Annotated in this window: 16 protein-coding genes and 1 other RNA gene; 9 read left to right on the top strand and 8 right to left on the bottom strand. The window is 74.3% G+C overall.

All coding sequences use genetic code 11. The annotated features are described in order from the left end of the window. Positions 1 to 16 precede the first annotated feature (16 nt). Positions 17 to 1,093, top strand: a complete 1,077-nt coding sequence (locus OG982_RS08005) for a Zn-dependent alcohol dehydrogenase (RefSeq protein WP_266788468.1) — start codon at positions 17 to 19, stop codon at positions 1,091 to 1,093. A gap of 14 nt (positions 1,094 to 1,107) precedes the next feature. After that, complete coding sequence (locus tag OG982_RS08000) at positions 1,108 to 2,049, top strand: 3-oxoacyl-ACP reductase (RefSeq protein ID WP_266788470.1); 942 nt, start codon at positions 1,108 to 1,110, stop codon at positions 2,047 to 2,049. Positions 2,050 to 2,053: 4 nt separating this feature from the next. On the opposite strand, the gene OG982_RS07995 is transcribed toward OG982_RS08000, so the two are convergent. Beyond that, the gene (locus tag OG982_RS07995) at positions 2,054 to 3,211 is read right to left on the bottom strand and encodes a hypothetical protein (protein ID WP_266788472.1); all 1,158 of its coding nucleotides are present in this window, start codon (positions 3,209 to 3,211) and stop codon (positions 2,054 to 2,056) included. Between the two features lie 208 nt (positions 3,212 to 3,419). Here OG982_RS07995 and OG982_RS07990 point away from each other — a divergent pair, with 208 nt between their 5' ends. The 3 genes from OG982_RS07990 to OG982_RS07980 are packed head-to-tail and all read left to right on the top strand — an operon-like array spanning position 3,420 to position 6,375. Beyond that, entirely contained in the window at positions 3,420 to 4,286 is an 867-nt protein-coding gene (locus tag OG982_RS07990) for a Nif3-like dinuclear metal center hexameric protein (protein ID WP_266788474.1), read from the top strand. Next, complete coding sequence (locus OG982_RS07985) at positions 4,283 to 5,026, top strand: zinc ribbon domain-containing protein (RefSeq protein WP_266792122.1); 744 nt, start codon at positions 4,283 to 4,285, stop codon at positions 5,024 to 5,026. Before OG982_RS07990 ends, OG982_RS07985 begins: the two co-directional genes overlap by 4 nt. Beyond that, a complete protein-coding gene (locus OG982_RS07980; protein ID WP_266788476.1) occupies positions 5,026 to 6,375 on the top strand; it encodes a bifunctional RNase H/acid phosphatase in 1,350 nt (449 codons plus the stop codon). The genes OG982_RS07985 and OG982_RS07980 overlap by 1 nt, the downstream gene beginning before the upstream one ends. 73 nt (positions 6,376 to 6,448) lie before the next feature. Here OG982_RS07980 and rnpB read toward each other — a convergent pair. Next, an RNA gene (gene rnpB, locus OG982_RS07975) (RNase P RNA component class A) lies at positions 6,449 to 6,850 on the bottom strand. 77 nt (positions 6,851 to 6,927) lie between these two features. Between rnpB and OG982_RS07970 the strand changes: the two genes are divergently transcribed. Beyond that, a complete protein-coding gene (locus OG982_RS07970) occupies positions 6,928 to 7,668 on the top strand; it encodes a MerR family transcriptional regulator (protein ID WP_266788478.1) in 741 nt (246 codons plus the stop codon). Then, positions 7,665 to 8,306: a hypothetical protein gene (locus OG982_RS07965; protein ID WP_266788480.1), complete on the top strand. Its 642-nt coding sequence runs from the start codon at positions 7,665 to 7,667 to the stop codon at positions 8,304 to 8,306. Before OG982_RS07970 ends, OG982_RS07965 begins: the two co-directional genes overlap by 4 nt. 86 nt (positions 8,307 to 8,392) lie before the next feature. On the opposite strand, the gene OG982_RS07960 is transcribed toward OG982_RS07965, so the two are convergent. Both OG982_RS07960 and OG982_RS07955 read right to left on the bottom strand, forming a co-directional pair. Continuing rightward, positions 8,393 to 9,316, bottom strand: coding sequence for an AraC family transcriptional regulator (locus tag OG982_RS07960; protein ID WP_266788482.1), 924 nt, complete (start codon positions 9,314 to 9,316; stop codon positions 8,393 to 8,395). A 174-nt stretch (positions 9,317 to 9,490) separates the two neighbouring features. Beyond that, positions 9,491 to 10,933 (bottom strand): RNB domain-containing ribonuclease, encoded by a 1,443-nt coding sequence (locus OG982_RS07955; protein WP_266948204.1) that lies wholly within the window; start codon positions 10,931 to 10,933, stop codon positions 9,491 to 9,493. Positions 10,934 to 11,036: 103 nt separating this feature from the next. On the opposite strand from OG982_RS07955, the gene yaaA reads away from it, so the two are divergent. Next, positions 11,037 to 11,837, top strand: a complete 801-nt coding sequence (gene yaaA, locus OG982_RS07950) for a peroxide stress protein YaaA (protein WP_266788486.1) — start codon at positions 11,037 to 11,039, stop codon at positions 11,835 to 11,837. 67 nt (positions 11,838 to 11,904) lie between these two features. Here yaaA and OG982_RS07945 read toward each other — a convergent pair whose 3' ends face one another. Together OG982_RS07945 and OG982_RS07940 are read right to left on the bottom strand one after the other, a co-directional pair. Continuing rightward, complete coding sequence (locus tag OG982_RS07945) at positions 11,905 to 12,648, bottom strand: bifunctional DNA primase/polymerase (RefSeq protein ID WP_266788488.1); 744 nt, start codon at positions 12,646 to 12,648, stop codon at positions 11,905 to 11,907. A 195-nt stretch (positions 12,649 to 12,843) separates the two neighbouring features. Then, positions 12,844 to 13,494: a TetR/AcrR family transcriptional regulator gene (locus OG982_RS07940; RefSeq protein WP_266788490.1), complete on the bottom strand. Its 651-nt coding sequence runs from the start codon at positions 13,492 to 13,494 to the stop codon at positions 12,844 to 12,846. Between the two features lie 131 nt (positions 13,495 to 13,625). Between OG982_RS07940 and ddaH the strand changes: the two genes are divergently transcribed. Further along, complete coding sequence (gene ddaH / locus OG982_RS07935) at positions 13,626 to 14,435, top strand: dimethylargininase (protein WP_266788492.1); 810 nt, start codon at positions 13,626 to 13,628, stop codon at positions 14,433 to 14,435. A gap of 3 nt (positions 14,436 to 14,438) precedes the next feature. Here ddaH and OG982_RS07930 read toward each other — a convergent pair whose 3' ends face one another. Both OG982_RS07930 and OG982_RS07925 read right to left on the bottom strand, forming a co-directional pair. Further along, entirely contained in the window at positions 14,439 to 15,464 is a 1,026-nt protein-coding gene (locus OG982_RS07930) for a small ribosomal subunit Rsm22 family protein (RefSeq protein ID WP_266788494.1), read from the bottom strand. A 32-nt stretch (positions 15,465 to 15,496) separates the two neighbouring features. Next, positions 15,497 to 16,801: a Bcr/CflA family multidrug efflux MFS transporter gene (locus OG982_RS07925; RefSeq protein WP_266788496.1), complete on the bottom strand. Its 1,305-nt coding sequence runs from the start codon at positions 16,799 to 16,801 to the stop codon at positions 15,497 to 15,499. Positions 16,802 to 16,906: the final 105 nt, after the last annotated feature.

Here is a 16,906-nt window from a genome sequence, read left to right as displayed (position 1 = left end):
GCCAAGGAGCCGCATCGTGCGCGCAGCACTGCAGAGCGAGATAGGCCAGGACAAGCTAGAGGTCGTCGACGACATGGAGGCCGTCGGCTTCGGCCCGGGCAAGGTGAGGATCCGCATCAAGGCCACCGGCCTGTGCCACTCCGACCTCTCCGCGATGAGCGGCGTACTGCCGCAGCCCGCCCCCTTCATCCCCGGCCACGAGGGCTCCGGCGAGATCGTGGACGTCGGCGACGGGGTCGACACCCACAGGATCGGCGACCGCGTCCTCGTCTGCTGGCTGCCGCCCTGCGGCCACTGCCCCGCCTGCAAGCGCGGCCAGGGCCACCTGTGCCTGGAGGCCTTCGGGAACGTCGCCACCCCCAACTTCCGCCGCACGGGCACCGACATCTTCGGCTTCGCCGGTACGGGAACCTTCGCCGAGGAGATGGTGGTCCCGGCGGCCTGCGCCGTCCCGATCCCCGACGACCTCCCGTACGACATCGCCGCGCTGATCGGCTGCGGGGTCACCACCGGACTCGGCGCAGCCATCAACACGGCCAAGGTGGAGGCCGGTTCCTCGGTCGCCGTCATCGGCTGCGGCGGCGTCGGCATCTCCGTCATCCAGGGCGCCAAGGTGCAGGGCGCTGCGCAGATCATCGCCGTCGACCCGGTCGCCTCCCGGCGCGAGGCGGCGCTCCGCTTCGGCGCCACCGAGGCGGTCGCGCCGGACGCGTTCGCCGACGCCAAGAACCGGATCACCGCCGGCGAGGGCTTCGACTACGTCTTCGAGGTCGTCGGCAAGTCCGCGACCACGCAGACCGCGTACGAGATGACGCGGCGCGGCGGCTCGGTCGTCGTGGTCGGCGCGGGCGCCCTCGACGACAACTACTCGATCAACATGTTCTCGCTGTTCTTCGACGAGAAGAAGATCCTGCCGTCGATGTACGGGGGCGGTGACGTGCTCCGCTCCTACGAGCGCACCATCGCGCTGTGGCGGGCCGGCCGGGTGGACCTGGCGGGCCTGATCACCCATCGGGTGCACCTCGCCGAGATCAACGACGCCCTCGACCAGATGCGTACGGGTGTGGCCCTGCGCACCTGCATCGAACTCTGAGAGGAATCCGGTAGATGTCACTGCCACTTGAGGGGCTCAGCGCCATCGTCACGGGCGCGGGCCGCGGGCTCGGCCGGGCCGAGGCGATCGAGCTCGCGCGGCTCGGCGCGAGCGTGGTCGTCAACGACTTCGGCCAGAGCGGCCGCGACGGCTCCGGGGAGGCCTCGGCCGCCCCGGCCGAGGAGGTGGCCGCGGAGATCCGCGCGGCGGGCGGCCAGGCGGTGGCGCACCTCGGTGACGTGGCCGACTTCGCGCAGGCGCGGGAGCTGGTCGAGCTGGCGGTCGCCCGCTTCGGCAAGCTGGACGTCCTGGTCAACAACGCGGGCATCCTGCGCGACCGGATGATCTTCTCGATGTCGGAGGAGGAGTGGGATTCGGTCATCCGCGTCCACCTCAAGGGCCACTTCAACACCACCCACTTCGCCTCCGCGCACTGGCGGGAGCGGTCCAAGGCGGCGGGCGGCCCGGTCTACGGACGGATCGTCAACACCTCCTCGGAGGCCTTCCTCGGCGGTTCGGCCGGCCAGCCGAACTACGCGGCGGCCAAGGGCGGCATCGTCGGCCTCACCACCTCGACCGCCCTCGCCCTGGCCAAGTACGGGGTCACGGCCAACGCCATCTGCCCGCGCGCCCGGACCCGGATGACCGAGGACGTCTTCGCGGGCTTCCAGGTCCCGCAGGAGGGCAAGCTCGACGCCCTCGCCCCCGAACACGTCGCCCCGCTGGTCGGCTACCTCGCCTCGCCGGCCTCGGCCCGGGCCAACGGGCAGCTGTTCGTCGTGCACGGCGGGATCGTGGTCGTGATGGAACGCCCCCGGGTGGCGGCCAAGTTCGACACCGCCAAGGAGGCCTTCTCCTACGAGGAACTGGACGGCCTGCTCACCCCGCACTACGAGTCCCGCCCGGCGAACGAGACCTTCGCCGCGGCGGAGGTCCTGGGCCTCAAGCACGACTAGCGCGTCAGCGCAGCGGCGCCTGCTGGAGCGGGACGGGGCGCGGCGCGGGAGGCGGGGGCGGGTCGAGGCGGACCGGGGGCGGCGGGGCCTGGGGCATCCCCAGGGTCAGGATGCCGCAGGGCAGGTCCGCGGTGGCGTACGGGAGGTGCAGCCGGCCCTCCCGCGTCCACAGGCCCGCGCCGCCGAGCCAGCCCGCCGGCGCGGGCAGCCGGAAGACGTGCCGGTCGGCGGGGCGCCACAGGCCGAGGTCGCCGCCCTCCAGCCGGAGCGCGACCGCGCAGGTCTCGGGCATCAGGGCCTGGCCCGGCTGCACGGCGAACGGCGTCGAGCCCGCGTCCGGCCCCCGCCCCGGCCCCGCCCCTGCGGCCCCGCCCGGCCCGTCGCCCGTGCCCGCCCCCGCGCCCCGCAGGCATTCCGGGAAGCGGACCGGCAGCGAGCTGCCGAGCACCCCCCAGCCGAGCCGCGGTTCGCCCGGGGCGTCCGAGCGGATCAGCAGCAGCCCGCTGTCCGGGTCGGCCAGCAGCAGCCGGTCGTCGCTGGCCTCCGCGATCTGCAGGAGCGGGGAGACCTCGCCGCCCCGGCCCAGGTCCACCGCGACGGCCTTGGTGCGCCCGTCGAGTTCGCGGTCCAGTGCCAGCAGCCGGCCCGCCCGGTCCAGCCAGACCCCGCCGGAGCAGCGGCCGGGGACCCGGGCGACCCGCTCGGGCCCGAAGCCGCTGCCGGTGATCTGCCAGACGGTGCTCTCGTCCGTACCCACCGCCAGTGCGAAGGCCCCGCGCCCGTCCGGGGACGGCGGCAGCAGGCGGATCCGTACCTCCGTACCGTCCGCCTCCTCGGGATCGACCGCGCCCAGCGGGAGTTCCCCGGTCCGCGGCCCGGTGGCGGCGCAGCCGCCGCCCGTCGGATACAGCAGGGCGAACGCGTGCCGCTCCGCGACGCGGCGGTGGATCAGCACCCGCCCGTCGGCCAGCGGCAGCACCTCGCTGTCGGCCTCCTCGGGCTGCGCGAGCGGCAACGGCACCGCGTACGGCTCGGGCCCGGCCAGGGTCCAGCGCTCCGGATAGCGCGCCTCGCCGTCCCCGGCCAGCCGGGCCGCGTACGACCCGTCCGCGGCGATGGTGAACGGGGCCGTGGTCGTCGTCTCTGTGGCACAGACAGTCACCGTGCCTCACCTCCGGGGAGGAAGCTAGTTTTCGCACTTCCTGCCGAACAACACCACCTACCCCGCTTCACACATACGGGTGGCCGGGCGCCGGTTCGACTGTGAGGAACGGCGCGATTGTGCTGGCGCCCGCCCCGCGAGGCGGCCGCGGCCCGCACCCCCGGCCGGGGGTCGGCGGGCGGGTCGCGGCGGACGGTAGCCTTGGCCCGTGCCCCGTCTCTCCGAAGTCATCGCCGCGCTGGACGCCCTGTGGCCCCCTTCCCGGGCCGAGCAGTGGGACGCCGTCGGCACCGTCTGTGGTGATCCCGACGCAGAGGTCTCCCGGGTCCTCTTCGCCGTGGACCCCGTCCAGGAGATCGCCGACGAGGCGGTCAAGCTGGGCGCCGACCTGATCGTCACCCACCACCCCCTCTACCTCCGCGGGACCACCACCGTCGAGGCCGGCACCTTCAAGGGCCGTGTCGTGCACACGCTGATCAAGAACGACATCGCGCTGCACGTCGCCCACACCAACGCCGACACCGCCGACCCCGGCGTCTCCGACGCCCTCGCCGGCGCCCTCGACCTGCGCGTCACCGGCCCGCTCGTGCCCGACCCGAGCGACCCCGAAGGCCGCCGAGGCCTCGGCCGGATCTGCGAGCTGGACCACCCCGAGACCCTGCGCGAGTTCGCCGCCCGCGCCGCCGCCCGGCTCCCGCGCACCGCGCAGGGCATCCGCGCGGCCGGCGACCCGGACGCCCTCATCCGCACCGTCGCCGTCAGCGGCGGCTCCGGCGACAGCCTGTTCGCCGACGTGCGCGCGGCCGGCGTGGACGCCTTCCTCACCGCCGACCTGCGCCACCACCCCGCGTCGGAGGCGCGCGAGCAGAGCCCGCTCGCCCTGGTCGACGCCGCCCACTGGGCCACCGAGTGGCCCTGGTGCGAGCAGGCCGCCGCGCAGCTCGACGCGATTTCCGAGCGCCACGGCTGGGGTCTGCGAACCCACGTCTCGCGCACGGTCACCGACCCGTGGACGGCGCACGCGCCGTCCGACGTTCCGTCATCCCCCTCTTCTATCTCAGGAGCCCCCAACTGAACGCCGAGCCCGCCGACCAGATCCGACTTCTCGACGTCCAGGCCCTGGACGTCCGGCTGTCTCAGCTCGCCCACAAGCGCAAGTCGCTGCCGGAGCACGCCGAGGTCGACTCCCTGACCAAGGACCTCACCCAGCAGCGCGACCTGCTCGTCGCCGCCCAGACCCAGGCGAGCGACGCCGCCCGCGAGCAGACCAAGGCCGAGCAGGACGTCGACCAGGTGCGCCAGCGCGCGGCCCGCGACCAGCAGCGGCTCGACTCCGGCGTCGGCATCTCGGCCCGCGACCTGGCGAACCTGCAGAGCGAGGTCGTCTCCCTCGCCAAGCGGCAGGGCGACCTGGAGGACGTGGTCCTGGAGGTCATGGAGCGCCTGGAGGCCGCGCAGGAGCGCGTCACCGAGATCACCGAGCGCGTCTCCGCCCTGGAGACCAAGCTGACGGACGCCACCGCGCGCCGCGACGCCGCCACCGCCGAGATCGACGCCGACGCCGCCAAGGTCACCAAGGACCGCGAGCTGATCGTGGCCTCCGTCCCGGCCGACCTGATCGCCCTGTACGAGAAGATCCGCGTCAAGCAGGGCGGCGTCGGCGCCGCGCGCCTGTACCAGCGCCGCTGCGAGGGCTGCCGCCTGGAGCTCGACATGGCCGAGGTCAACGAGATCAAGGCCGCGGCCGCCAACCAGGTCGTCCGGCACGACAACTGCGGCCGCATCCTGGTCCGTACGGCGGACTCGGGCATCTGATGCAGAGCCCTGTCGGGTTGGTCGTGGAGGCGGACGGCGGTTCCCGGGGCAACCCGGGGCCCGCCGGCTACGGCTCGGTCGTCCTCGACCCGGCGACGGGCGAGACGCTGGCCGAGCGCGCCGAGTACATCGGCGTCGCGACGAACAACGTGGCCGAGTACAAGGGGCTGATCGCGGGCCTCAAGGCCGCCCGCGAGCTGGCCCCGGACGCGCAGGTCCTCGTACGCATGGACTCCAAGCTCGTCGTCGAGCAGATGTCGGGCCGCTGGAAGATCAAGCACCCGGACATGAAGCCGCTGGCGGCCGAGGCGGCGACGATCCTGCCGCGCTCCCAGGTGACGTACCAGTGGATCCCGCGCGAGCAGAACAAGCACGCGGACCGGCTCGCCAACGAGGCGATGGACGCGGGCAAGCACGGCAGGCAGTGGGAGCCCTCCGCGTCCACGGCCGTCTTCGACCGGGGCGCCGCGCGCGCCCTGGCGACCCCGCCGCCCTCGGGCCCGCCGGGAGACGCCGCGGCCGGAGCGGCAGCCGTACGGGCCGCCCTCGCCTCGGTTTCCGGTACGTCGGCCACCGCGGCGGCGTCCGCCACGGCAGGGGCCGACACCCTGTTCGCGGAGCCCGGCCCCGGCCGGCCCGAGACCACCCCCTCCCCGGCGTCGCCCCCCGGCCAGGCCGCCCCCACCGCGACGGCGGCGCCCACCAGCGGCTGGGGCCCCGACATGGGCACCCCCGCCACCTTCGTGCTGCTGCGCCACGGGGAGACCGCCCTCACCCCGCAGAAGCGCTTCTCCGGCAGCGGCGGCACCGACCCGGAGCTGTCCCCGGCCGGCCGCCGCCAGGCCGCCGCCGTCGCCGAGGCCCTGGCCGCGCGCGGCACCGTCCAGGCGGTGGTCAGCTCCCCGCTGCGGCGCTGCCGGGAGACCGCCCAGGCAGTGGCGGACCGCCTCGGGCTGGAGGTCGTCGTCGAAGACGGCCTGCGCGAGACGGACTTCGGCGCCTGGGAGGGCCTGACGTTCGGCGAGGTGCGCGAGCGCTTCCCGGACGACCTCCAGGCCTGGCTGGACTCCCCGAAGGCGGCCCCCACGGGCGGCGGCGAGAGCTTCAGCGCGGTCACCCGCCGTGTCTCGGCCACCCGTGACCGGCTCCTCGCCGCGTACGCGGGCCGCACCGTGCTGGTGGTCACGCACGTGACCCCGGTCAAGACGCTGGTCCGCCTCGCCCTGGGCGCCCCGCCGGAATCCCTGTTCCGCATGGAACTCTCCGCGGCCTCCCTCTCGGCGGTGGCCTACTACGCGGACGGCAACGCCTCGCTGCGCCTCCTGAACGACACCTCGCACCTGCGCTGACGGCGCCGCGCCGACGCACGACAAGGAACCCCCGCCACCATGTGGCGGGGGTTCCTTCGCAGTCGGAGAACGACAGACGAGCCGGCCTGTACGCCGGGTTCTGTCTCCCGGTGACCTCGCGGTCGCCGGGGAGACGGCCATCCATCTAGGACCGGCGTTGCCACCGGCCTCGTGCGGTCTACCCGCGAACTCGGGCGGGCAGCCCTCAAGCGTTCGCGCAGGGCCGTCCGAAGACGGCCCCTCTTGACCTTGCTCCGGGTGGGGTTTACCTAGCCGCCTGAGTCACCTCAGGCGCTGGTGGTCTCTTACACCACCGTTTCACCCTTACCGAGGGCCGAAGCCCCCGGCGGTCTGTTTTCTGTGGCACTGTCCCGCGGGTCACCCCGGGTGGGCGTTACCCACCACCCTGCCCTGTGGAGCCCGGACGTTCCTCGGCGGGACCTCGCGGCCCCGACGCGGCCGCCCGGCCGACTCGTCTGTCGTGGCGACCATGCTACCGGCTGTGCCGTCGCCGCTTGACCTTGACGCGGCGGCAGGGTTTCTACTGGGCGCATGCGGATCGGAGAGATCGCCGCGCTGGTCGGGCTCACCACCCGGGCCATCCGGCACTACCACCATGTCGGGCTGCTCCCGGAACCGGAGCGGCGCCCCAACGGATACCGGGCCTACACCGTGCGCGACGCCGTGCTGCTGGCCCGGGTGCGGCGGCTGACCGAGCTCGGCCTCAGCCTGGACGAGGTGCGCGACGTGCTCGCGGACGACGCGGGGCGCGAGCTGGCCGACGTACTGGCGGAACTCGACGCCGACCTGGCCCGTCAGCAGGCCGAACTCGCCGAGCGCCGGCGCCGGCTCGCCGTGCTGCTGGCCGCGCCGCCCGGGGAGGGCGAACCGGTCTCGCCCGCGCTCGCCGTGCTGCTCGCCAGGGCGCCGGACACGGCCTCGCCGAGCGCCGCGATGGACCGGGAGCACCTGACGCTGCTCGACGCGTCCGGCACCGCGGGCGAGGAGTTCTACGCCGCCCTCGCCCCGCTGGCGGCCGACCCGGCCGTCCTCGCGCTGTACGAGCGGCTGGACGAGCTGGCCGACGCCCCGGTCGACGACCCGCGCATCCCGGCGCTCGCCGCCGCCCTGGTGGCGGCCGTCCCCGACGAGGTGTTCGCGGCGATCCCGGCCGACGGCCGGCCCGCCGTCGGCGAGGGGTTCGCGCGGGCCCTGCTCGCCGAGTACGCCCCCGCGCAGGCGGAGGTCGTACGCCGGGTCATGGAGGCGTTCACGGAAAGGGGAGGGAAATGACCGCGATACGGGCAGCGCGGGCGGCGGTCCGGCGGGCCGTGCCCGCGCCGGTGCGCCGGCTGCTGCTGCACGAGCTGCGGGCCACCGGCGCGCTGGGGCGGTGGGCCCTGCGCAGGCCCCCGCACGGGGTCGGCCCGGGCGACCTCGCCGCCCGGTACACCGGACCGCAGACCGCCATGATGTACGGGCTGCTCTTCGTGTCGGTGATCGAGACCGTCGCGCTGGCCCTGCTGATCCCCTGGCCCGCCGTGCACAGGGTGCTGCTGGTCCTCGACGTGTACGGGATCGTGTTCGTGCTCGCGATGCACGCCGCCTGCGTCACCCGGCCGCACGTGGTCCGGCCGGACGGCTCGCTGCGCATCCGGTACGGGGCGCTCTTCGACCTCACCGTCCCGCCCGACGCGGTGGCCTCGGTCCGCGTCGACCGCCGCTACCCGCAGGGCCGGCCGGTGTCCCTGTCCGAGGACGGGGTGCTCGACCTGATCGTCGGCAGCCAGACCACGGTGACGCTGGAGCTGACCCGCCCGCTCCCCTTCACCCGGCCCCTCGGCGCCCGCGCGGCCGCCCGCACCATCCGCTTCCACGCCGACGACCCGCGCGCCCTGGTCACCGCACTGCGGCAACCCGCACCCCCGTGACGGGCTGCCGCAGCTACGCAGAGGGTGGCAAGTCCCGGCGGCCCTGTCTTGTCAAAAACGGCGCTGACCCGCGATGCGCCGGGGTGTCAGCCCGACAGCAGGACGCTCGTGATCCGGCCCGGCACCCGGTCCAGGACCGAGCCCGGCGGCAGGCCCGCGCGCAGGGCGGTGAACCGGGACGGCGCCAGCCCGGTCAGCGCCTTCACCTCTCGGCCCAGATGCGCCTGGTCGTGGTAGCCGCAGGCCGCCGCGACCCGGGCCGGGGCCGTCCCGGCGGCCAGCAGCCGCAGCGCGTGCTGGAGCCGGAACACCCGGGCGACACCCTTGGGCGACAGGCCGACCTGCTCGCGGAACCGGGCGCGCAGGTGCCGGGCGCTCCATCCGGTCTCGGCGGTCGCCCGGGCCAGCGAGCCGCTGTCCTCCCACAGCCGGGTCAGCGCCGCGCGCACCTCGGGGGAGGCGGTTGGGCCCCGCTCCAGGCGCGCGGTGAACAGGTCGTCGAGCAGCCGGAAGCGGGCCTCCCAGGAGCCGAGGGAGTGCAGCCGCTCGGTGAGATGACGGCCGGCCGGGCCGAGCACCTCGGCCAGGTCCACGTGGGCGTCCTCGAACTGCGCCACCGGGATCCCGAACAGCCGGTACGCGCCGAGCGGGCTCATGTTCACCTCCAGCCCGTGGACGGCGCCCGCGTGCACCCCGAGCGCCGCGCCCGTGCGCGGGCCGCTGAGCATGGCGCCCGAGGCGGGCCGCAGCCGGGTGGCGGCCGGGCCGCCGGTGCGGGTGACCCACAGGCCCTCACCGAAGCTGAAGACGAGCGTCACGTACCCGGTGGGCAGCTCCAGCCGGTGCCGCGGCGCGGGGAACCGCGTGCGGAACCCGGTGTAGTTGACGATGTGCGGCCGCAGCGCGGCGGCGGGCCGGCGCCGGGCGCCCGCGGCGGAGGTCGCGGGCGACACCGGGTGCGCGGGCCTTCGTACGGCGGCCGGGCTCGCGGGCGGGCCGGTGGCACCCATCTCGGCTCCCTCCCCGGGCTGTTGCGCGGCCGGCTGTTGCGCGGCCGGTCCCCACCGCGCGCGGTGCGCAGATGATGACAGGCGGCGCGGCCCGGGACCAGAGCCGGCGGGCCCGCGGGACCGGGACGGCCGGGGACCGGGACGGCCGGGGCGCGGGACCCCGGCCGACGCGCGTCAGGCCGGGGCGAAGAGGATCTTCGCGGTACCGGGGTTCGCCTGCGTCAGCCGGACCCGGATGAGCTCGCCCAGCGGCAGCTTCGCGGACGGCGACTTCACGCGGCCGACCACCGCCGGCTCCTCCAGGTGCACGGTGCCGACGAGCGGTTCGCCGTCCTCGATGTCGATCACCGTCGCGTCGAAGGTCTCCCCGACGCGGTCCTTGAGCACGGCCGCCTCGACGAGGTCCACGCACTCCCGCTCCGCCTTGGCGGCCAGCTTGCCGCCCTCCGCCATCCGCCCCGGCAGCGCCTCCAGCGCCGACACCGCCCACTGCGGGGGCTCGGCCCCCGCCACCGCCGCCACGCACAGCTCACCGCCGTACCGGTCGACGAGCCTGCGCAGCGGCGCGGTGCAGTGCGCGTACGGGGCCGCCACGGCGGCGTGGACCACGGGATCGGGGATCCGGTCGTCGGTGAACACCGTGTACCCGGCGCCGCGCAGCAGGGTCGTGGCCTCCTGGAGGAACGCGGCGTGCGCCGGGAGGTGCGGGTCGAGGGAGCGCACGAGTTCCGCGTACGACACGTGGTGCGGCCAGTCGATCCGCAGGGCCTTCGCCGTCAGCCGGAGCCGGGCGACCGCCCCGTCGGGGGCGTTGGGGAGGGTACGCAGGATGCCCGCGCCCGTGTCCAGCATCAGCTGGGCGGCGGCCATGCCCGCCATCAGGGAGATCTGGGCGTTCCAGCCGTCCGCCGGGAGCGGGGCCCGGTAGACCAGGCTGAACGAGCCGTCCCGCGCGACGATCTCCTGCTGGGGGACGTTGAGGGAGACGCCGCCCCGCTCCCGCTCCAGGGCCTCGCGCAGCCGGCCGACGTCCTTGAGGAGCGCGAGGGACTCGTCGGCGGTCCCGGAGTCGATGGCCTGCTGGACGCCGTCGTAGTCCAGCTTGGCCCGGCTGCGCACCAGCGCCCGGCGGACCTCGGTGCTCTCCACGCGCCCGGCGCCGTCCAGGTCGAACGTCCACAGCAGCGCCGGGCAGGTCTGGCCGGGCAGCAGGCTGGCCGCGCCCTCGGAGAGCACCGCCGGGTGCAGGGGGACCTTGGTGTCGGGGAAGTAGAGGGTGTTGACGCGCCGGTGCGCCTCGGCGTCGAGGGCCCCGCCCGGGGTGACGAACGCGGCGACGTCGGCGATGGCGTAGTGCACCCGGTAGCCGCCGGCCGGGCGCTTCGCCAGGTGCATGGCCTGGTCCAGGTCGCGGGATTCCGGCGGGTCGATGGTGAAGAGCGGGATGTCGGTGGCGTCGAGGTCCGGGAGCCGGGGCTCGCGGGCGGCCCGCTCGGCCTCGGCGAGCACGGGGGCCGGGAATTCGCCGGGCACGTGCAGTGTCGTCCGCAGTTCGCGCAGCGCGGCCCGCAGGGCAGCCCCGTCTGCGCCGGTCATGTGCATATGACGGCGTGGCATGGGTCGAGCGTAGGGCGGGACGGCGGTGGCGGCGCGGCGAGCGGTCTACCCTGGCTCGGGGGCCGCACCCCCTGCGCCGTGTTTGTAGTGAAGGAGAACCACCGTGCTCGTGCTGCTGCCGCCTTCCGAGGGAAAGGCCGCCGGCGGGTCCGGCGCACCGCTGGAGCCGGGGTCGCTGTCGTTGCCGGGGCTGGCCGGGGCGCGGGCGGCGGTGCTGGAGGAACTGGTCGAGCTGTGCGCGGGCGACGAGCTCAAGGCGCGTGAGGTGCTGGGCCTGAGCGAGGGGCTGCGGGGCGAGGTCGCGAAGAACGCCGGCCTGCGGGACGCGGTGGCGCGGCCGGCGGGGGAGATCTACACCGGTGTGCTGTACGACGCGCTCGGGCTGTCCTCCCTGCCGCAGGCCGCGCGGGCGCTGGCGGACGACTCCCTGATGGTGTTCTCCGGGCTGTGGGGCGCGGTACGGGTGACGGACCGGATCCCCTCGTACCGGTGCTCGATGGGGGTGAAGCTGCCGGGGCTGGGCGCGCTGGGCGCGTACTGGCGGGCGCCGATGGCGCAGGTCATGCCGGAGGCGGCGGGGGAGGGGCTGGTGCTGGACCTGCGGTCCTCGGCGTACGCGGCCGCCTGGAAGCCGAAGGGCGAGGTGGCGGCGCGGGCGGCGACGGTGCGGGTGCTGCACTCGCAGATCGTGGACGGCGTGGAGAAGCGGTCGGTGGTCAGCCACTTCAACAAGGCGACGAAGGGGCGGCTGGTACGGGACCTGCTGGTGGCGGGCGCCGTTCCGGCGACGCCGGCGGAGCTGGTGGCGGCGCTGCGGGACCTGGGCTACGCGGTCGAGGCCGAACCGCCCGCGAAGGCGGCCAAGGCATGGTCCCTCGACGTGGTCGTGACCCAGATCCACTGACGTGGGCAGAACCCGGACCCGCCGGCGAGGCTGGATCGTGGCGGCGGGGCCGGGTCGGGTGGCGGGTTCAGCGGCCCAAGGGCCAGGCGACCGTGGCCGGGGTGTTGGAGTCGGCGTAGGTGGCGCAGGCGTCCGTCAGGGTTTCCAGGAGGGTGAGCGGGTCCGGGAGGGGGTGTTCGATGCCGCGGACCCAGGCCACCGCGTGGTCGCCCGGCAACGCCGCCGGCGGCACCAGCACGTAGCTGCCGCGGCAGTGCCACCGCAGGCCCGGGTGCTCGTCCATCGTCTCGGGGTGGCAGTCCAGCGCGCACGGCCACCACTCGTCCTCGTCCTCGGGGGTCCCGCGCGTCGCGGTGAAGAAGAGCATCCGGGCCTGGTCGCCCGTACCGGCGGACTCGGCGACGGGGCCGACCTCCACGCCGGCGGCCAGCAGCCGCTCAAGCGCGCTGCGGCCGGCTTCGAGCGGGACGTCGAGGACGTCGTGGACCATGCCCGTCGCGGTGATGAAGTTGGCCTGGGGCTCGTTGCGCGCCCAGCGTTCGACCTGCGCGCGGTCGGTGGTCGACTGGGTCTGCCAGGCGAAGGAGACGGGGTGTCGCGCGGGAGTGGGGCAGCCGATGCGGTCGCACGAACACCGGTAGCCGGCCGGATGGGCGGCGGGGGCGAGCGGCAGTCCCGCCGCGGCGACGGCCAGGAGGAGGGCCTCGCGTTCTCGTCCGGGGTCTTCGGCCGAGGGTTTGGACCGCAGGCGAAGCCACTGCGAAATCCTGCTCTGCTCGCCGCGTTTGACGCGGCCGGACTCAGACCCCATCTATCCCCTCACCTGAACGTTGGCCCCGGCAGACCTTCACATGCTCCCACCATCCTGCGCCCCGGATGACCGCACTCCTCAACCGGGGCCCCACGGACAGCCGCTCTGACATCACAACAAATCATAAGAAATCGGCCATAAGTTCCCGGCCGGAAGCCGCGACGAGCCCCCAATGGCGGCATGAGCCGTCAACTGTCAGCCGGTGACTTTCCCCACGCCGCCGGCCGCGACGCCGCCCAGCACCCGGTCCACCAGCGCGTCCGTGAACGCGTGCGTGAGCGGCCCCGTCCGCAGCAGCCAGCGGTACGTCAGCGGGCCGAGCAGCATCTCCACCGTCAGCCGCAGATCCGTCTCCTGCGCGAGCTGCCCGGCCTCCCGCGCCGCGCGCAACCGGGCCTCGTACAGGGCGAGCTGGGGTTCCAGCAGCTGCTCGGTGAAGCTGGCCCCGAGTTCGGGATCCGTGGCCCCGGCCGCCGTCAGGGCGCGCGTGGGGGCCGCGTACTTCTCGTCGTTGAACTGGTCCACCGTCGCCCGCAGGACGGACTTCAGGTCGGCCGCGAGATCACCGGTGTCGGGGAAGCCGGCCCACTCGGCCTCGGTCTCCGCGTCCCCGAACAGCGTCAGCGAGGCCTCCAGCAGCACCGCCGCCTTCGACGGCCACCACCGGTAGATGGTCTGCTTCCCGACCCCCGCCCGGGACGCGATGGCCTCGATGGTCAGCTTGTTGTATCCGACCTCCCCGAGCAGCGCGAGCGCCGCGTCGAGGATCGCGCGGCGGGAACGGTCGCTGCGGCGTCCGGCGTCCGGCGCCTTCGTGGCCTTGGTGGCCGGGGGTTTGGTGCTCATTCGGCCACGCTACCAACCCGAGACGTCTCGTCTTCGAGTCATTCCTTAAACCACCCGGTCAGTTCACTGCGCGGTCCCCTTTGAGGAGAGACGATTCTCTCCACAGCTTCGTGAGTCGTGAGGAGCCTTCTTTGCGCAGAGACGCCACACCCCGGCGCTACCTGATGTGCGCACCCGCACATTTCAAGGTGACCTACTCCATCAACCCCTGGATGGATCCCACGAAACCGGTGGACCTGCCCATCGCGAACGCCCAGTGGGAGGACCTGAGGGACCGCTACCGCGCCCTCGGCCACACCGTGGAGACCCTCACCCCGGATCCCGCCCTGCCGGACATGGTCTTCGCGGCGAACGGCGCCCTCGTCGTCGACGGCCGGGTGCTCGGAGCCCGGTTCGCCTACCCGGAGCGCGCCGCCGAGGCGGAGATCCACCTCGACTGGTTCCGCACCCACGGCTTCCAGGACGTTCACGAGCCGTCCCACGTCAACGAGGGCGAGGGCGACTTCGCCGTCACCGCCAGCTACATCCTGGCCGGGCGGGGCTTCCGCTCCAGCCCGCTCTCGCACGACGAGGCCCAGGAGTTCTTCGGGCGGCCGGTCATCGGCCTCGACCTGGTGGACCCGCGCTACTACCACCTGGACACGGCGCTCAGCGTCCTCGACGGCGACGAGGTCATGTACTACCCGCCCGCCTTCTCGCCCGGCAGCCGGGCCGTGCTGCGGCGGCTGTTCCCGGACGCCCTGATCGCCGACGGCGAGGACGCGGCGGCCCTCGGGCTCAACGCCGTTTCGGACGGGCGGCACGTCCTGCTCCCGCAGGCGGCGACCGGGCTGCTGGCGCCGCTGCGCGACCGCGGCTTCGAGCCGATCCCCATGGACCTCGGGGAACTCCTCAAGGGCGGCGGCAGCGTGAAGTGCTGCACCCAGGAGCTGCGGATGTAGCCGCTACGGAGCGGGCGCCGGCGGCGGCCACTCCTGGCCCCAGTCGGCGTCCCGCGCCGCCTTGTAGAGGTCACCGTGGCGCTTGGTCACGGTGGCCCGGGTCAGCCCCGGCGCGTCACCGCCCTCGGGACCGCACAGGTCCAGCAGGACGAGCCCCTTGCGGATCTGCGGCTTCCGCGTGATCCGGGCGGCGGCGGGCGTCACCGGGAAGCGGGTCGCGGCCACGTAGCTGAACTTCTCGTCCTCGTACGGGAGGGAGCCGCCCTTGACCTTCCGGTGCAGGGAGGACCGGCTGACCCGGGCCGAGAAGTGGCACCAGTCCTGACCGACCTCGATCGGGCAGGTCCCGTCGTGCGGGCAGGGCGCGGCGACCCGCAGCCCGGCCCCGATCAGCTGGTCGCGCGCCTCGCGGATCCGCAGGTACCCGTCCGGCGTGCCCGGCTCGATCAGCACCACCGCCTGCCCGGCGCGCGCCGCTTCGGCGACCACGGCCCGGCGGGCCTCCGGCGTCAGCTCGCCGAGTACGTACGACACCGTCACCAGGTCCGCCTCGGGCAGCACCAGACCGGCGCCGATGACGGCCCGCCGCCAGTCGGCGCCGCGCAGCACCGGGGATCCGGAGGCCGCCGCCAGCTCCTTGCCCAGGGTCAGCGCCGGCTCGGCCCAGTCGAGCACGGTGGTTCCGCGCGGGCCGTCCCAGGTGGCGTCCACCGCCCAGGTCGCGGCGCCGGTGCCGCCGCCCACGTCCACGTGCGAGCCCGGCGCCCACCGCGGGGCCGCCTCGGCCAGCCCGTCCAGCGCGGACCGGACGGCCTCGAAGGTGGCCGGCATCCGGTACGCCGCGTACGCGGCGACGTCGGAGCGGTCGCGCAGGACGGGGGTGTCGGTCGGGGTGGTGCCCCGGTAGTTCGCGATCAGCCGCTCGACGGCGGCCGAGGCCTGCTTGGGCGGCAACCCGTCGAGCAGCCCGCCCAGCGCGGAACGGAGGGTTTCGGCGGTGGTGGCGGGGGCGGAGGCGGAGGCGTTCACCTGCGAAGTTTACGGCGCGCCGGGCAGCCGCATCACGCCGTGGGGACCGCCGCGCTCTCCCGGGCCCGCCAGGGCCGGCACATCCCGAGGAAGCAGCCCGCCGACACCAGGGCGCAGACCACCTGGACCACCGCCATCGGCACCGCCGTGCCCTCGCCGGCGATCCCGACCAGCGGGGTGGCGATCGCCCCGACCAGGAACGACGAGGTGCCCAGCAGGGCCGAGGCCGTTCCGGCGGCGTGCGGGGTGCGCATCAGCGCCTGCGCGTTGGTGTTCGGCAGCACCAGGCCCATCGCCGACATCAGCACGAACAGCGCGGCCGCGATCGGGACCAGCCCGACCTCGCCGAACACCCCGGTGGACATCAGCAGCAGCGCCACCGACGCGGCGGTGATGACGCTGAGCCCGCAGGCCAGCACCTTGTCCAGGCTGACCCGGCCGACGAGCAGCTTGCCGTTGATCTGGCCGGCGGTGATCAGGCCGACCGAGTTGAGGCCGAACAGCAGGCTGAACGCCTGCGGGGAAGCACCGTAGATCTCCTGCACCACGAAGGGGGAGGCGGAGATGTACGAGAAGAGGACCGCGAACGCGAACCCGCCGGCCAGCATGTACCCGGCGAACACCCGGTCGGCGAGGAGCCCGCGCATGGTCCGCAGCGCGGCGCCCACGCCGCCGGTCTGGCGGCGTTCGGCCGGCAGGGTCTCGCCGAGCCCGCGCCACACCAGCACGGTGAGCCCGAGGCCGACGGCGGTGAGGACGGCGAAGACCCCCCGCCAGTCGGAGAAGCGCATCACCTGGCCGCCGATGAGCGGGGCGATGATCGGGGCCGTCCCGGATATGAGCATCAGGGTGGAGAAGAACCGGGCCATCTCGTCACCGTCGTACAGGTCGCGGACGACGGCCCGGGCGATGACGATCGCGGCGGCGCCGGACAGGCCCTGGAGCAGCCGGAAGGCGATCAGCACCTCGGCGGTCGGGGCGAGGGCGCAGAGCGCGGTGGCCAGGACGTAGACCACCATGCCGGTGAGCAGCGGCCGGCGGCGGCCCCACTTGTCGCTCATCGGGCCGATGACCAACTGGCCCAGCGCCATGCCGGCCAGGCAGGCCGTCAGGGTGAGCTGGATGGTCGCGGCCGGGCTGTGCAGGGCGTTGGCGACCTCCGGCAGTGCCGGCAGGTACATGTCCATGGACAGCGGCGGCAGCGCGGTGAGCCCGCCGAGCACGAAGGTGACGAGCAGCCCGGTACGGCGTGCCTTCGCCAGGGGGGTGGGAACGGGGGCAGAGGGCGTCTCGGGCGACGGCTGCTGTGACGCCGTCGCGGGGGCTCTCTCCGACATGCGGACTCCACTCTCATCGTGTTTTTCGCACCCCTGACCGACCCATGTTCTCAGCTATCGGAACGTCCAGGGCCGGATGCCCGGTGTGACGTAGCCTGCGGCCCC

It is taken from the genome of Streptomyces sp. NBC_01551, from assembly GCF_026339935.1.
GTDB lineage: Bacteria > Actinomycetota > Actinomycetes > Streptomycetales > Streptomycetaceae > Streptomyces.
Note: the sequence above shows the minus strand (reverse complement) of the source record. Positions and strands in the feature narration are given on the sequence as shown.

Coding starts and splice junctions, on each gene's coding strand:
- OG982_RS07940 (WP_266788490.1), bottom strand. CDS start 13,494: ATGAGCACCAAACCCCCGGCCACCAAGGCCACGAAGGCGCCGGACGCC.
- OG982_RS07960 (WP_266788482.1), bottom strand. CDS start 9,316: ATGGGTGCCACCGGCCCGCCCGCGAGCCCGGCCGCCGTACGAAGGCCC.
- OG982_RS07970 (WP_266788478.1), top strand. CDS start 6,928: ATGCGGATCGGAGAGATCGCCGCGCTGGTCGGGCTCACCACCCGGGCC.
- OG982_RS07925 (WP_266788496.1), bottom strand. CDS start 16,801: ATGTCGGAGAGAGCCCCCGCGACGGCGTCACAGCAGCCGTCGCCCGAG.
- OG982_RS07965 (WP_266788480.1), top strand. CDS start 7,665: ATGACCGCGATACGGGCAGCGCGGGCGGCGGTCCGGCGGGCCGTGCCC.
- OG982_RS07955 (WP_266948204.1), bottom strand. CDS start 10,933: ATGCCACGCCGTCATATGCACATGACCGGCGCAGACGGGGCTGCCCTG.
- OG982_RS07945 (WP_266788488.1), bottom strand. CDS start 12,648: ATGGGGTCTGAGTCCGGCCGCGTCAAACGCGGCGAGCAGAGCAGGATT.
- OG982_RS07980 (WP_266788476.1), top strand. CDS start 5,026: ATGCAGAGCCCTGTCGGGTTGGTCGTGGAGGCGGACGGCGGTTCCCGG.
- OG982_RS08000 (WP_266788470.1), top strand. CDS start 1,108: ATGTCACTGCCACTTGAGGGGCTCAGCGCCATCGTCACGGGCGCGGGC.